The sequence below is a fragment of the Acidisarcina polymorpha genome, assembly GCF_003330725.1.
GTDB classification, from domain to species: Bacteria; Acidobacteriota; Terriglobia; order Terriglobales; family Acidobacteriaceae; genus Acidisarcina; species Acidisarcina polymorpha.
On record NZ_CP030840.1, the window covers coordinates 4,878,807 to 4,892,427 of the forward strand.

Annotated in this window: 14 protein-coding genes; all 14 read right to left on the bottom strand. The window is 58.2% G+C overall.

Annotated elements, in window-relative coordinates; all coding sequences use genetic code 11:
• Nucleotides 1–23 precede the first annotated feature (23 nt).
• Complete coding sequence (gene mobF / locus ACPOL_RS20655) at nucleotides 24–2,723, bottom strand: MobF family relaxase (protein WP_114208729.1); 2,700 nt, start codon at nucleotides 2,721–2,723, stop codon at nucleotides 24–26.
• Between the two features lie 3 nt (nucleotides 2,724–2,726).
• Entirely contained in the window at nucleotides 2,727–4,643 is a 1,917-nt protein-coding gene (locus ACPOL_RS20660; protein ID WP_114208730.1) for a type IV secretion system DNA-binding domain-containing protein, read from the bottom strand.
• Nucleotides 4,640–5,032, bottom strand: a complete 393-nt coding sequence (locus ACPOL_RS20665; RefSeq protein WP_114208731.1) for a hypothetical protein — start codon at nucleotides 5,030–5,032, stop codon at nucleotides 4,640–4,642. Before ACPOL_RS20665 ends, ACPOL_RS20660 begins: the two co-directional genes overlap by 4 nt.
• 201 nt (nucleotides 5,033–5,233) lie before the next feature.
• Nucleotides 5,234–5,548, bottom strand: a complete 315-nt coding sequence (locus ACPOL_RS20670) for a hypothetical protein (protein ID WP_114208732.1) — start codon at nucleotides 5,546–5,548, stop codon at nucleotides 5,234–5,236.
• Nucleotides 5,535–6,524, bottom strand: coding sequence for a DNA-primase RepB domain-containing protein (locus ACPOL_RS20675; protein WP_114208733.1), 990 nt, complete (start codon nucleotides 6,522–6,524; stop codon nucleotides 5,535–5,537). Before ACPOL_RS20675 ends, ACPOL_RS20670 begins: the two co-directional genes overlap by 14 nt.
• Nucleotides 6,525–6,593: 69 nt before the next feature.
• Nucleotides 6,594–6,989: a single-stranded DNA-binding protein gene (locus ACPOL_RS20680; protein WP_114208734.1), complete on the bottom strand. Its 396-nt coding sequence runs from the start codon at nucleotides 6,987–6,989 to the stop codon at nucleotides 6,594–6,596.
• 44 nt (nucleotides 6,990–7,033) lie between these two features.
• On the bottom strand, nucleotides 7,034–7,459 hold the full coding sequence (locus tag ACPOL_RS33665) for a hypothetical protein (protein WP_114208735.1): 426 nt from the start codon (nucleotides 7,457–7,459) through the stop codon (nucleotides 7,034–7,036).
• A gap of 49 nt (nucleotides 7,460–7,508) precedes the next feature.
• Entirely contained in the window at nucleotides 7,509–8,477 is a 969-nt protein-coding gene (locus tag ACPOL_RS20690; protein WP_114208736.1) for a TadA family conjugal transfer-associated ATPase, read from the bottom strand.
• A complete protein-coding gene (locus ACPOL_RS20695; protein WP_114208737.1) occupies nucleotides 8,474–9,280 on the bottom strand; it encodes a VirB8/TrbF family protein in 807 nt (268 codons plus the stop codon). Before ACPOL_RS20695 ends, ACPOL_RS20690 begins: the two co-directional genes overlap by 4 nt.
• A 162-nt stretch (nucleotides 9,281–9,442) precedes the next feature.
• The gene (locus tag ACPOL_RS20700; protein WP_114208738.1) at nucleotides 9,443–10,366 is read right to left on the bottom strand and encodes a hypothetical protein; all 924 of its coding nucleotides are present in this window, start codon (nucleotides 10,364–10,366) and stop codon (nucleotides 9,443–9,445) included.
• Between the two features lie 36 nt (nucleotides 10,367–10,402).
• A complete protein-coding gene (locus ACPOL_RS20705) occupies nucleotides 10,403–11,179 on the bottom strand; it encodes a hypothetical protein (protein ID WP_236656926.1) in 777 nt (258 codons plus the stop codon).
• A gap of 34 nt (nucleotides 11,180–11,213) precedes the next feature.
• Nucleotides 11,214–11,426, bottom strand: a complete 213-nt coding sequence (locus ACPOL_RS20710) for a hypothetical protein (protein WP_114208740.1) — start codon at nucleotides 11,424–11,426, stop codon at nucleotides 11,214–11,216.
• Nucleotides 11,427–11,449: 23 nt separating this feature from the next.
• On the bottom strand, nucleotides 11,450–12,775 hold the full coding sequence (locus tag ACPOL_RS20715; RefSeq protein ID WP_114208741.1) for a TrbI/VirB10 family protein: 1,326 nt from the start codon (nucleotides 12,773–12,775) through the stop codon (nucleotides 11,450–11,452).
• Between the two features lie 2 nt (nucleotides 12,776–12,777).
• The gene (locus ACPOL_RS20720; protein ID WP_114208742.1) at nucleotides 12,778–13,617 is read right to left on the bottom strand and encodes a TrbG/VirB9 family P-type conjugative transfer protein; all 840 of its coding nucleotides are present in this window, start codon (nucleotides 13,615–13,617) and stop codon (nucleotides 12,778–12,780) included.
• Nucleotides 13,618–13,621: the final 4 nt, after the last annotated feature.

The window sequence follows — 13,621 nt, forward strand, 5'->3', positions numbered from 1 at the left end:
CGTGCTACCGAAAACGTCTCCCATCAGATGCCAAAGCCAGTTCCCACTTCGATCGCCGATGTCTTGGATACTGCATTGGTGAGATTAGTGGCAAGCTTCGACGCATCATTGGTGAAAATTTGAGCATCCTGAGCTGCGCGCGAGACGGACACGTAGGCAAAGCGGGTATTGATGAGCTCTGGGTGGCTACGGGTGTCGATATTCACCAAAACTCGGTCGGCTGTCAGCCCTTGTGAGCTGTGTGATGTGACGGCATAGCCGTGGTCGATGTGTCGCATTTGGTTGGCGTCGAAGCTGATGGATTTACCGTTGTCCATCTTCACCGAAAGTTGATTGCCTTTGTCGATATGCTGCACCGTGCCAAGGTCTCGGTTGGCAACGCCTAACTCTTTGGAAGGCGCAGTAAAGCCCAGTCGATCGCCTACAGCGAACTCCCGCTCCAACTCGCGGTAGACGTTTACCCCATAGAGCCGTGCGGGGTTGTAGGTGACGGTGGCTCCATCTTCTTTCAGGACGGTCAGCAGGTTGTTTTTGGATTGGGTAGCGATCACCTTTGTATAGCTTTGTCGCCCGATTCCGATGTCTTGGCTGCCACGCGGATAGTACAGAACGTCATCTACGGCGTAGCGAGCAGCCCAGGTTCTATCCGCACCGGTCATGTCCGAACGAGGGGCGAGTACGCGCATGGCATAACCCTCTGAAGCGACTGCTCCGAGGGCTTGCAATTCGGAACGCACCGCCTGATTGATCTGACGGCGCGAGGCATTATCGGGGGAAACAACGATGGTGTTTTCCGGGCTGGCGGCGTAGCTCCGCGCAATCGCCGCGATGCGCTGTTGCGGGTCGGCAATCTCGGTAACTCGGCCCTGCTGTTCCAGGAGCGCCACCCCCTCGGCGATTTCGCCACGCGACAAATGCTCGACCGCCCTCAACAACTCAGGGGCCTCTCGTTGACGCACGATCTGGTCAAGCTGGGCCGTCTTCATTCCGGCCTTCACCAACTGCTCGAAAGGCTTGCCGGCTTCGACGCCCTGATGCTGTCGTGTATCTCCGATGAGCAACACGCGGTCGCCGGATTCCAGCTTGGTGAGGAAGTCGCGCACTTGCTTGGTGCTGGCGAGACTGGATTCATCGACCATGTACAGATGGCGGTCGGCGGTAGCCTGGCGGGCGCGAACTAGGAAGCCCTGTAAGGTATCGGCGGAGATCCCGGCCTCGCGGAGTTGGTTCGCGGCGCGGGAAGTCGGGGCGAAGCCTTCGACGACATAGCCGCGCGTTTCGGCCGCTTCGCGGACGGATTTTAAGAGGGTCGTTTTCCCGACACCGGCCCTTCCCTCCAGCCCTTGTACAACGTCGCGCGAGGTCAAAATCTCTTCAGCAGCAGCCCGCTGTCCGGCGTTCAAATGCTGCTGCTTTTCTGTGTGGGCGACAGCGGCCTGGATAGACATGATCTGTTCGGCGCGCCCGTGTCCTTGCTGCATCTGGCGCAAAATTTCTTTCTCGGTGCGTATCGTCTCTGCCGTCGTGAACTGCCGCCCGGTCTCATGTTTTTCTCCGGGCACAAGCTGGAACTCGCCGGAGGCAATGCGCGTCTCGAAGTTAGCGCGTACTTCGGTATAGGTGACTTCGCTCATCCCGCGGCGCAAAGCGTCGCGGAAGAGGTCGCGCTCATCGGTGACGGCTTCGCGCTCGAAGCTGCGCTCGCGGGCAAAGGTGACCGCTTCGCGGGCGACTTTCTGCACGGTTTCGTGAGTGCGTTCGGCGGTGTGAATGCGCGCGCGCTCCTGGGCCTCAGCCACGACATGATCGGGCTGGTTACCGTACTCGGCGGCAAGGTGCCGATGGGCGGCAAGCACCTCGGCGGGTGTCTGCATAAGTTTTTCGCTGCGGCTGGCGTGTGCCGCGATATCCGCCGCTTCATAGCCGTGAAGGCCGTGTTTTTCCATGCGCTCACGTATCTGATCGCGGCGTGCGCTAGAGGCGTCGAGATACTCCAAGGTGTATCCCTTGATCTCAGGTGCTCCGCTTCTACCGGCTTCGATTTCATAGCCAAGATTCCGAAGTCGATACGTCAACTCTGATTGATATACGGCAGTGGCGAACTGCTGAGAATCGAAGTAGCCGTGCTCTTGGAGCGCTCGGGTTTGCCCGTTCTCGCGCTGAGTGACATTGAAGATGACAGCGTGGGTGTGGAGCTGCGGCGCGGCATAGCCGTCAACGGGACGGGCGGTGTCGTGCTCGAACTTGGCAACGACGAACTGCCCGGTGGTTTCGGCTGGGTGGTTTCCGCCAAGCCGCGCCTGGGTATAGCGTTCCAACTCCGTCAACGCGATGGTGACGGCCTCGGAGTGCGCTGTTCGTATCCGTTCATCGCCGCCTACCAGGGCGGTCAGCGACACCGACTTGGGAGGCGAAAACGTAGCATCCCAACCTGCGCGATGTTGTACGGAGTTGACGGTCTTTCCATCAGCGTTCGCGTACTCAAAGGACTGCCGGTGCATGACAAGCTGCTCGGCAGTGTACGGATGTTGCCCTTCGGATAGACGTTGAAACTCTTCCGCGCCTACCGCGCCGGACAGGCCAAACTTCTCCGCAAGTTGTCCTTGCCACTGGCCCTGCACCTGCTCTCTCTGACTCCAATAGTTCTGGTCAGGCGAGGTGAATTCGCGCTTGTGGTAGTCCTGTAATTTAGAGGCCGAAAGCGCCTTGGAGATTTGCAGCATGGCCTAGTCTCCGAGGGAGAATCCGGCCTGTACGGATTCTGCGGCTTCTTCGATCGCATCGGTTTGGGACGGCTTCTTCGTGAGCGTCTTCGGGTCGAAGGTAAGATCGTCGTCGTCCAATGGACGCGGCACGAACGCCGGCTGGGTTGCGGGGATGTCGTGATAGGCAAATGAGAATCTGGCCACCGTGTTTCCCAGCTTCAGGAATGCGTGCCTGTCGGGGAGCCCGGAAATTTCCGAGTCCAGTACCAAAGGCTCGACCTGGCGCTCCACGCTGAAGTTGTTGCCAGCCCGCAGGCCGGTGGAGTGCGTCTCCCGCAGCCGCTCAATCTCGACCTTGCCGATGGCGTTCGACACCCATTCGGCAGCCTTGGGCTCCGTGATTTTCAGGAATATCTTGGTCGCTGGCTGCGACAGCATCACCTCGGCCAGATGCCCGTAGATCATCTCAAGCTGGGCCTTACCTTGAAAGCCAAGGATCAGGGGGTTCTTTGCCTTTCTGTTCTCGGTGATCGCAGTGTGCAGCTGCGGGAGACGCTGCAAACTGGCCAACTCGTCCAGCACGAACCAGACCGGATGCTGGCTCTCTTTGGGCTCGTTCAGGAGACGAAGCACAAGCAGGTCGATCCATAGACTATGCAGGGGACGGAGCGCCTCCCGCTCGCTCGGTTTGGACGTAATGAATATCCATCCCTTGCGATGCTCCGACCATTCGGTCGCGGTCCAATGGCTTGTTGCTTTCTCTTTCCGTGGGAGCATTCGCAAGCTGTCGGCGATTAGGCCAAGGGAAGCCAGGACGCCGTTGCGCTGCTGCTGCGCACCCTTCGCAATCATCATGGCCATCTCGGTATTCTGCACCCGCCGGTCGATTTCTTCGGGGTTCGCCATCCACTCCACCAACTCCTGCGGCGTTGGGCCAAAGGTCAGAAGATGTGCGAAGATTTTCTGCGGTGTCTCGGTGAAAAACTCGCCTTTCTTGTCCGTGGTCGGTTGATATAGCGACGCGGCTATGGCCCTGGCTTCGGCGCGGCGGCGCAGCTCTTCGGATGGTCCCCAGTAGGGGCAGCGCGCGTCGAGCGGATTCAAAATAATGTCGCCACGGTCGGCATCGTAAAACCGCTGCACGAACTCGCAAGCCGGGTCATAGACGATGGCAGAATGGCCGCGTTCCTTGATCTGTGCGAGAAGCTGCATGACCAGCCGGGACTTTCCCGCGCCGGTATCGCCCATGATTTCGATGTGCTGCCCTTCGGCGCGTAGGGGGATGCGCATGAGCTCTTTGGACTCGGTAGTTTTGAACCCGATGCCATCGCCCTTGACGACCTTATTGAAGCCGTTTGGAGAGACCAGGACGGGGCCTTTTAGCAGTCGTCCATACTTCATCTCTTTGAGCCGTCGAACGTCTTTGCGGACGGCGAATGGGAGTTGGAGAAGAAAGACGGCAAGCCCTGACCACAGCGGTATGCCGAAGATGCCTAAGACAGAAGCACCGTCATAAACGAAGCGGCGAAGGTAGTCATGAAGAGGGCGGTTCATGTAGGCAACCTTCGGTCCCCGATAGAGAAAAACGACGCCGGAGGCATGGGCCGCTGGGGAGAGCGCCAAGGGTATCGGCTTGCCGATTAGCTGCGGCGTAGAACCTGGTTGCACATCGGCTTCCGCGACAGGCCGGGTGTGGCGCTGGCGGTCTGCCACCGTAACAAGCTGGTACTCGCTGCGCTGGCGCATGGTGCCAACGAAACCCGTTTCGGCATAGCAGGAGAGGTAATAGCGTTGCAGCGGAGTCATGACAAAAGCGAGGTGGAGGTAAACGCAGACGACGGTCACCATGAGCGCAACAAACACGGCTCCGAAGCTGTAGACGGGATAGTGCGGCGGACGAACGATGGTTTCTTTGCGGCCCCATTGTGTGTTGGTCATGGCTGTTCTGTTGTCCCTTCCGCATAGCTGGCGAGCATGTCTGCAGCCGCTTTGCGCTTATTGGTTTTCACGTACCGGAGCATTTCTTTGAACTGCTCCGGCGTCATCTTTTCGCCGCGCAGCAACGGCTCAAGGGTGTTGATGAGCAGGAGACGTAAGGCTTGCACTTCGGCAAACAACGCCGCCCCATCGCCGTGTTGCTGTGCGTTCGCGGCATCCAACAAAACCTCCCGCGCCCATTCGCGGAGGTTCTTTCCGCAGCTTGCGGCAACCCGCAATAATGCTCGTTCTTCAGTGCGGGTAAACCGCGTGGCAATGCTCTGGGTGCGGGTTTCCCGTCCCTTGAGCCGCTGCAGGCGGCCTTCGATTTCAGAGGTCTGTGAAAGCATCGCTGACCCTTCTGAGGCCAGCTTCGGGTGCGGTTCCCAATGGAACCGCCCGAATTTGGCCTCGGCGGCAAGCCGGCTGTTTTCTGCACGTTTCCCGTTGGAACCAAATTGGTTCCCAACGCAACCCTTTCAGGGATGGATTGTCAACATTCTTCCGGTGCGCAGCACCGTAGTGCCTTTGCCCCGGAATGAAATGGAGGATCAAGCGCCTTTCGCCTGGGTTACGGGAGCTGCAACCGGTGCTGGAAGAGACTTCTGAGCGACCGGCTCACATGCCTCGGCAGCGGGAACCTTCCTGATCCGCAACGTCGCAGCGACCTTCCGGGCTTCCGGGGTCTTGAGGAAGTCCTGGAAATCACGGTCTTTGCTGAAGACATAGGCAAGAGCTTGCTCGACAACATCGTCAGCGCAGGCGCGGATGAAGGCGGCGTACTGATCGACCTGAGTAGCGGTTGTGTCAGTGAGCCGGATGGATGCGCTGATCTGACGGGTTTGGACGACTTCAAGCAGTGGCATTATCGTTCTCCTTTGGGTGATGAGTTGAAGCAAACTTGGAGCGCGCAATCATTCGCTGCGCTGTGGTCGCGATCTCCCGCGCTCTGGAGGCACAAAGCGAGGCCGGCAACTCGGCAGAATGGCGATCTTCCAGGACGGCGATTACGTCTTCGATTGCCGCGCCTTCCATCAGCAAAAAACGAGCGGATGCGACGTCGATAGTGCGCTGGGCGTAGTAGAGAGGATTGGGTTTATCCGAGCGGCGGGAAGCGAGCATGAGCGTTAGCTTGCCGACATCCTCACCGAGCGAGAGCTCGCGCACTGCCCATGCCCAATCCTGTTCGGAGTGTGTGTTCTTCCCTATCGGGGACATCCGCTCAGAACCACAAAGCGGGCGCACGGAATTCAGCAACGTATCGTCCAGTCCAAAGTCTGCGGGACCGTAGACGGAGTCACTGGGATAATCGACAGTGACAAGGTGAGCAGGATCGTACTTGCGATTCTGGAATCCCGGCAAACGGAGAACGCGGTTGCGGTCGGTGCAAGCGGAGTCACCGCCGAAGGCGATAACAAGCAACTTCATCATGTTTTCCTGTTGGTCGAAGTCGAATCCCTCGACCCTCCATAGAACTTGATACTTGTCCGGCGATGTGGAGAGGATGACGGTCGGAACCGGCACGGCCGCCGACTCCATGAGCGCGGTGACTCTGGTGTCGCCGTCTAAGTCGATGTCGAGGTACAGATGACGAACTACTGCGATGCAATCCTTCGTCCTCTTGCGGCTCCCGGTGCGAAGCGGATTGGCAGCGACATAGACGTTCGCGCCATTGTGGTTCTCGTAACGCAGCCATGCGAGATAACGCGGTGCGATGGCCTGCTCCAAGGTCACGATGCGTTGCGTCGTCGATGCTGGGTTCTCTCTGCGGAGCAGGAGAGCAATCGTCTCTCCCGGGAGGAAGCATCGGGTCAGGAATTCGTGTGCGGTCTGCGTGTTCATGGCGGGTGTCTCACAGGGGTGGAAGCCCGGCGTTTACCGGGCTCCCGAGTTGATGGAAGAAAAAGCGGCTTATGCGGCCGCTTCCTCCGGGTTGTGGTCTGCTGCTTCCTGATCCTCCGGGCTGGCCTTCTCCGCCCGGTCCAGCTTGAGAATCGAGTTCACCCGAATCTCCCAGATGGTCTTCTTCTGGGCTGGCTTCTTGCCGACCTTCTTGGCCTCGTACTCCCGGCTGCGCAGCTCGCCTTCCACCTGCAGATGAGCGCCCTTCTTCAACGTGCCGGCGAACTCACTGAGCTTGCTGAAGACAACGCAACGGTGCCACTCGGTGTGCGAGATGTACTGGCCGTCCTTCTTGTAGGAGCTCTTGGTTGCCAGCGAGAGGGTTGTGAAGCTGCGGTTGTCGTTGGTGCGAACTTCTGCGTCGTTGCCGAGGAAGCCGATGAGGGTGACTTTGTTCGAGTACATGGTGTGTCTCCGTTTTGTTGAATTTCCCGATCTTGCTCGGGTCACTAATAAGCGAAGTGGGCCCGGCTCCCAAGTGCCAAGGAGTGCTTTCTTGGCGGGGCCCGGAAGAAGTTTGTGCGGCGCATTTGCCGCGCGTTTACAAACTTGTTCTGGGAGGAACCGAGACCCTGAAAGGGTGGCGAAGCCAAAGCAGAACGACGCCGAGCCGCAGGGCGCCGGTTAAGCCCCGAAGCAGTGACCGTGCAAAAGGCGGGATACGAGACGGCAGACTCCCACTGGACCGAAGTCACTCTCTCGCTTCTCGGCTGCGGAAGCTCGCCCAAAACGCTGCGAACTTCGCTGGCTAGAGCGCCTGGAAAGGACGGCCTTTCGCCATTGCCGTTGCGGTCTTCGCGGCTCAGGGACGGCGCGCTGAAGGCGTTTAGAGACAGGTTGGGCTTTGCCGCCGGGATGGGAGCATAAGGGTGCATCGGTAGGACCTCGGGTACGGGTTGGGTTCTCTAGCGTTTGGACTGGCGGTCAGGCTGCGGAGGCGCGGTAGACCTCCTCGGTCTGGAAGGTCTGGTCTGCATGGCTGTAGCCGGTGACTGTAATCAACTCGCGCACGCGACGCCGGCCTGTATGGTCGCGCTCACAATAGAGCACGAAGTCGATTGCTTCTGCCGTCTCAGACCGCATGAAGGCGTGGTTGAGATTCGGCCTGGCACTGAGAGCGAGATTGGAGAGACGATTGAGGGCGTCCCATGCTGACTTTGCATGGATCGTAGAGAGGGTTCCGCCGTGGCCCGTGTTCATCGCCTGGAGCAGGTCGTAGCCGCATTCGTTGCGAATTTCTCCCATGATGATGCGATCTGGACGATGCCGGAGAGCCGCTGCCAATAGCTCGCTTGGCGTGATGGCAACTTGCCCCGGAATCTCCTCCACTGCCTCCCAACGAACAGCGTTCTTATGGGCGACCTTCAACTCTGCCGGTTGCTCGATAATGAGCAGCCGTTCGGTCTCCGGGATATGGTCAAGGAATGCCTTCATCAAGGTCGTCTTGCCCGAACCCGTTCCGCCGCTGATGATGCCATTCTTTTTCTTGCCGATCAGCTCCACCACCGTGTTCCGGACTTGCTGGGGCATACTACCTGATTCGATCAGCTCATCGGACGTATACCAGCGGTTGAACTTGCGAATGGTTAGCGTTGGCCCATTGATGGACGATGGCGCACCCACAACGGCGACACGAGAGCCGTCCGGCAGACGGGTATTCAAGATCGGATTCTGGGCCGTCAAGTCCTGGCCCAGAATTCGTGCCACACGCTCAATAGCCGCCTGTAGCCGGTCGTTCGTGTACGGCTCGGACAGCGGAATGTGCTGCACGACGCCATCGCGGTCCGCATACACGCCGGTAGTGCCGTTAATCATCAGGTCCGAGATGGAAGGATCGAGCAATAGCTCGCGCAGTTCTTCGGGAAAGAACGGCAGAATGAGGTGGTAGCTCATCGCGCTCCCTCCGTGACTGGCGGCGTCGCTATAGCTGGCGGGGCAGCGTTGACTCCGACTGCAATGGGATCGACTGACATCCGGTTTTCGTGGAACTCCGTAATGGTCAATCCGAGCGGGTTGATCGTCTCGAATTGTGGGAATATCCGTGCCTGATCGCTCACCTGCCTGGGGTTCAGATAGTAGGTGACGCTGAGCAGCCAGTGTTCTGTTCTTGGCTCTCGCGAGTTCCGCTGCGAGTAGAGCTTGTCGATGGTGACAAGTGCCGTTCCTCGGGCGATCGTGGTGCCTTGGACTGTCTCCTCGGACATGGTTGTGATTGTGACGTTCTTGACCTCGACATCGCTCTGCTCAACCTGTCCTCCGACCACCTGTGAGACAAAGTGATTCTGGTTGTCCGCCGTCATCAACTGCGATGCCAAGCTCGCGGACAGAAAGTAATAATTGAGCGGGTACTTCTTCCCGATTGTGTCCCGGTTGAGCGTATAGCGATAGTTCGCCCAATCCGTCAGATACGTTCGCACTTCGCCCTCGCGGGGGCTGTAGTTGAGGTCGGTATAGGCGATGGCCTGGGCGCGTCCCATCTCGTCGATGCGGATGTAGCGGTTTGCAATGGGACGGTGTGCGAGAGAGAAGATCAAGCCCATTGCTCCAAGCAGCAGGACTGACTCAGTTCCGATGACGAATCGGCTAAGTTTCCGCTCGGCATAATGTGAGGCATACACCTCGTTGCCGATCTGGTCGGTGAGGAGGACTTGCTCCGGGGTAAGCCGGGCTTCAATGGGTAGAGTGGCGCTGGACATGGGGAGCACGATTCCTTTCGGTGACGGCATGAAAAACAACTGACGCGTAGATGAGGCCGGCAATCAAACAGCCAAGCAAGACTGCCAGGAAGACGAGGAGTATCGGTTTTCCCAAGCCGAGGCGTCGTATCGAGAGATATTGGAGAAATGTCCAGAGCATAGTTACCCCGCAGCGACCGCGACAGCAGCCATGGATACAACCTTACTAACAGCACCACCCATGCTCCCGGCCATGCCAGCGGCACCGCCGAAGATAGCTTGAGTCATGCTCGGAATGAACAGCATGTTGATGATGAACGCGACGAAAACCATTGTGCAGGGGATTAGATTGGCAAGCCAGATCTCCATCGAATAGTTGCCATTGAAGGTCTGCTGGATAAAGGCATTAAGGAACCCGCCCCACACAAAGATGAAAGCTGCTGCAACTGCCCGGATCATGGCGAAGCCGATGAGTACATCAAGGAAGCTGAAGAACTTCGCGCGAAACGTCCTTGTCATGAGCAAAGGAACAAAGATTGGACCGAATAAGGCCGTGACTCCATAGAGGATGAAGGCGCTGCAGTTAATGAGAAACAAGATGGCTGATGCCAGTCCCAATAGCGCCTGCACAAAGAAGTAGCAGAGGATCTGAATCGGTGCTGTGATCCCCGGCATGGCGGTATTGTCGCCGGCAGTTTTCAGCAGTTGGAGCAACGAGTCGAGCGAGCTTTGGTCAAACGCTGCAACCATTGCCTGTGCGATGTAAGAAAAGAAGTGGTTGATACCGAAGCTCGCGCCAGGGAACGGATTGACCCAGTAGGTCTCCAAGAGACAGCAGATGATGAGCTGGAGCAAGAATTTGGTCAGATCGCCCGCTTGAATCGGATGATGGTGCAAGCGGAACGTCATGGTGGAGGTCTGCCAGTTGATGACCATGCTGACAAGTATGAAGAATGATATGCAGGCCAACTCCGTCATTCCAAGCTGAGTGAGAGCCCCGCCATTTTGTGTTGTGAGATTCGTCAGATTGTTGGTGAACTGATACAGCCAATCGACGCCGGAACTCGTACTTGGAAGGGCCTGCGCTAACAACACAATGGAAGCCATGTCGGGTGCTCTCTCTCAGGTTCGGATGCTTAGGGTTTAGGGGATGTAAGTCTGCCAGGTATGGCCTTCGTTGGCCGCACTGGTGTCATTCATCGCACGTTGCTGTTGGACCATGGCGGCAGAGTTTAAGTCCTGGGCGGCGGCGTTGCGCTGCTGCATGTTTGCGACGGTCATCTGCGAAGCAAGACAGGTCTGCATCGTTCCCTGTGATTGCATCTCAGACAGCTTTTGAGCCTCCGCTGCGTTCAGGAGGTTTAGCTGCTGAACCTCGCTGTTCGTCGCAGACGTTCCGTCGAACTGGTTCTGCAGAAGCGTTGTGTTAGCTGTTTGGTTTTGGCTGCGATTCGCCCGATACTGTCCAACTGCCGTAAGGCAGTCTGGTGAGACCGAATCCGCCATTTCGATCATCGCCAACTGCGAGAGCTGGGTGCTGCTCCCAACCGTTTGCCCTTTCAGGAAGGTACTGGTGCTGCTGTTCACGGGGACGGTCGCGGTCTTCCAGGCCGTGATCGAACCGCTCGGCGAGTTGGTATTGAGTGCGATGCTCATGCCGGCTGTCTCGCCGAACATGTTCGCCACGTTGACGTTCTTGAGCTGAGTGAGCGTTGTCTGCCACTGCTGCTTGAGCGAAAAGTGCGTGACGTTGTTCTTCAGCATGTTGTATTGCGATTCCAGCGTGGTGAGCTGGGACACGAGACTGGCGTAGCTAGTCGGATCGAAGACGATGTCGCCGATTCCGAAGAGCGCGAAGCTCGGCGTAGCCGTAGCTAAGAGCAGTCCGCCTGCAAGCAGGTACTTTCTGTGCTTTTTCATGTTGAACTTCATAGAGGCTCCTGAAGGGTTGGGGTTAGTTGCACTCAGAGAGGGTGGGGTTCATCCGCTCCGGAAGCGTTTTGAAGCTGGCGACGGCTTCGGTGAAGCGGTCCGGAAAGTCACTGTAGAACCGGACAGCCTCTAGCGCATCGCTGAAGCTCACCGTCCGCACGGCAGCGGTGGCGCCTAAGCTGACTGGCACGGCGAGGGCCAGCGAAATCAGGATTTTGAGAATACGGGACTGCATGTATGCCTCCAGAGCCGCAATAATCACAGGGTGGGATCTACGCGATGCTCTGCGTAGGACGGAATCAGGATGTCGCGGCCGATATATACGCGGGCGCGAGAGCCCTCTTTGAGCGTGATGATCGGCAACCGGTTAAGGAAGTGGTTGAGCACTTGTTCGCCCTCAGTGGCGGCCTGCTCCGAGATTCCGTTCCGACTCTGAGTGGACGAAGACAGGACGCTCCCGCTGTTGCCGATCTGCGCGAGTCCTCCCAGACCGCCTACTGCAGCGGCTGCGGCGAACGCCTGGAGATAGCCATGATCCACATTCGTTGCCAAGCCGGTCGTTCCTAGAGGGTCAAGGCCGATGTACTTGTCGAAGTCGAGAGAGAAACCATCCGGGCACACTGCACGGTGGAAGGTGACGAACATCTTCCTCTGTTGGGCATTGCCCACGCTCTGTACGTTCCCAATCAGCCGCGTTCCTTGCGGCATAAGAAGTTGCTGGTGGTCGTGGGAGTAGTAGTCCGTGGTGAGCATGATGAGGATGGGACCAGTCAAGCCGCCGTCGATGTGATTGGTCACGACGCCTTCAAGGACTGTTCCCTCAAACACGCGATAGAGCCTTCCTTGGTAGCTGTCGAAGTCGTAACCAGCCATCGGGTCGCTCTTGCCGTTGGTCTTCGGCTGTGGCTCTGCGGCGGCTTGGACGCTCGGCTGCTTTCTACCATCCCCTCCATTGGAGGGGATGGCCGCAAGGGTCTCCGTGGAGGCATTTGGTGTCATCTCCTCGCGTTCGCCCAAAACAGCGGTAGGCTGTACTGGGATTCCGGTCGGTGCCGCAGCGTGGGCGAAGTCGATTGCCACGGTATCGCTGCTGAGAGCGTCTTGATGCAACTTCTCTCGCACCAAAGCCTTCTGCTTGGCCTCAGCCTGTGCCTGAGAGACATTGGACGTCTGCTTAGGCGCGTTAGGACTATCGCCATAGATGGCGTTGCGCTGCGCGGCAGTCATGGGAGCGGTCCCGGCGGATTCAGGGCCGGGTACGGCCTGTTCAGCCTGGAGCTGCTGCTGTAAGGCAGCAAGCTCCTGTTGGTGCTGACGGTCATCGGCATCTCGCTGCGCCTGCATGTGCTGCTGCGTCTCGAAGCTGCTAACCTGCTGCGGGTTGGCTGACGCAGGGCGCATGGGCATCGCACTGACTGGCGCGGACTTCTTGTTGCCACTTACGAGGCTGGAAAGGTTTGCAATGCCGATCAGGGCTACGATGGCGATGAGGCCGACGATAACCGGAGTGCTCTTCTTCAATGGAGAAGGGGCCTCTGGCTGCTGCGGCACGGTGGCTGGCTGGTTCTGATTTGTCTCGGGCATGATTACTCCTTCCCGTCGATGCGGTGGAAGTCCACCCTTTGCTTGCCGATGGTGAGATACCCGTTATCAAGTTGCTTGGGAACGGTATAGAGGCCGGCGTTGTAATCAAAGTTGATGAGCGAGCCCTTCTTGTCCTTCAACTCATACAGCGCCGGAGTCTCCTGGAAATGACCGCGCAGGTAAGTGAACTTGTCGTCATGCCAAATCTGCTGAAGTCCAAGCTCCTTGCCCTTCTTGTCGTCCCAGGTAAAGTCAAAGTGCAGGCTGCCTGGATACTGGCTCCGGTACGTCTCGGCCTTGGCCTCTTCCGCCTTCAGCTCTGCTGTTTGCGCAGCTTTTGCGGAGACGGCTTCCTGCTTGGCCTTCTCCAACTCGGCCGCGGGAACGAAGACTGGCAGGTCCGTGAGCCTATCCTTCGCAACCTTGTCTCCGGGAATGATGAACACTTTGGAATCGAAGTGAGCGTCGGCGTCACTGGAGATCTCCTGAAGCTGCAACGTGTATTCGTTGCCGTGGTCGGAGACGATGTGGATGTCCGTGCTCGTGTTCGCCAGCTTCGGCTTGATGCTGATGAAGCGGCTGGCCACATGGCCGCCGTCGAAAACCCAGTCCACCGTGTCTCCACCGAAGACGGTAGCGATCTTCTCCTCGGCGGGTAGGAGGATGAGCGTCGATTGCAGCAGACCCGCACGGATCACCGGTGGCGTCTCGGCCTCCGTGACGGTGACAGAACGCGGAGCGTTCGACTGGAGATGGTGCGGCTCCGAGGTCGTGACCGCATTTGCGGTGGCCGTTGCGAGAGTGAGTCCAAAGGTTACGAAGACGAGGAAGAGGGGCTTCACAGGT

Excerpts from the sequence above, each read along its gene's own strand:
- mobF (WP_114208729.1), bottom strand. The coding sequence starts at position 2,723 with ATGCTGCAAATCTCCAAGGCGCTTTCGGCCTCTAAATTACAGGACTAC.
- ACPOL_RS20660 (WP_114208730.1), bottom strand. The coding sequence starts at position 4,643 with ATGACCAACACACAATGGGGCCGCAAAGAAACCATCGTTCGTCCGCCG.
- ACPOL_RS20665 (WP_114208731.1), bottom strand. The coding sequence starts at position 5,032 with ATGCTTTCACAGACCTCTGAAATCGAAGGCCGCCTGCAGCGGCTCAAG.
- ACPOL_RS20670 (WP_114208732.1), bottom strand. The coding sequence starts at position 5,548 with ATGCCACTGCTTGAAGTCGTCCAAACCCGTCAGATCAGCGCATCCATC.
- ACPOL_RS20675 (WP_114208733.1), bottom strand. The coding sequence starts at position 6,524 with ATGAACACGCAGACCGCACACGAATTCCTGACCCGATGCTTCCTCCCG.
- ACPOL_RS20680 (WP_114208734.1), bottom strand. The coding sequence starts at position 6,989 with ATGTACTCGAACAAAGTCACCCTCATCGGCTTCCTCGGCAACGACGCA.
- ACPOL_RS33665 (WP_114208735.1), bottom strand. The coding sequence starts at position 7,459 with ATGCACCCTTATGCTCCCATCCCGGCGGCAAAGCCCAACCTGTCTCTA.
- ACPOL_RS20690 (WP_114208736.1), bottom strand. The coding sequence starts at position 8,477 with ATGAGCTACCACCTCATTCTGCCGTTCTTTCCCGAAGAACTGCGCGAG.
- ACPOL_RS20695 (WP_114208737.1), bottom strand. The coding sequence starts at position 9,280 with ATGTCCAGCGCCACTCTACCCATTGAAGCCCGGCTTACCCCGGAGCAA.
- ACPOL_RS20700 (WP_114208738.1), bottom strand. The coding sequence starts at position 10,366 with ATGGCTTCCATTGTGTTGTTAGCGCAGGCCCTTCCAAGTACGAGTTCC.
- ACPOL_RS20705 (WP_236656926.1), bottom strand. The coding sequence starts at position 11,179 with ATGAAAAAGCACAGAAAGTACCTGCTTGCAGGCGGACTGCTCTTAGCT.
- ACPOL_RS20710 (WP_114208740.1), bottom strand. The coding sequence starts at position 11,426 with ATGCAGTCCCGTATTCTCAAAATCCTGATTTCGCTGGCCCTCGCCGTG.
- ACPOL_RS20715 (WP_114208741.1), bottom strand. The coding sequence starts at position 12,775 with ATGCCCGAGACAAATCAGAACCAGCCAGCCACCGTGCCGCAGCAGCCA.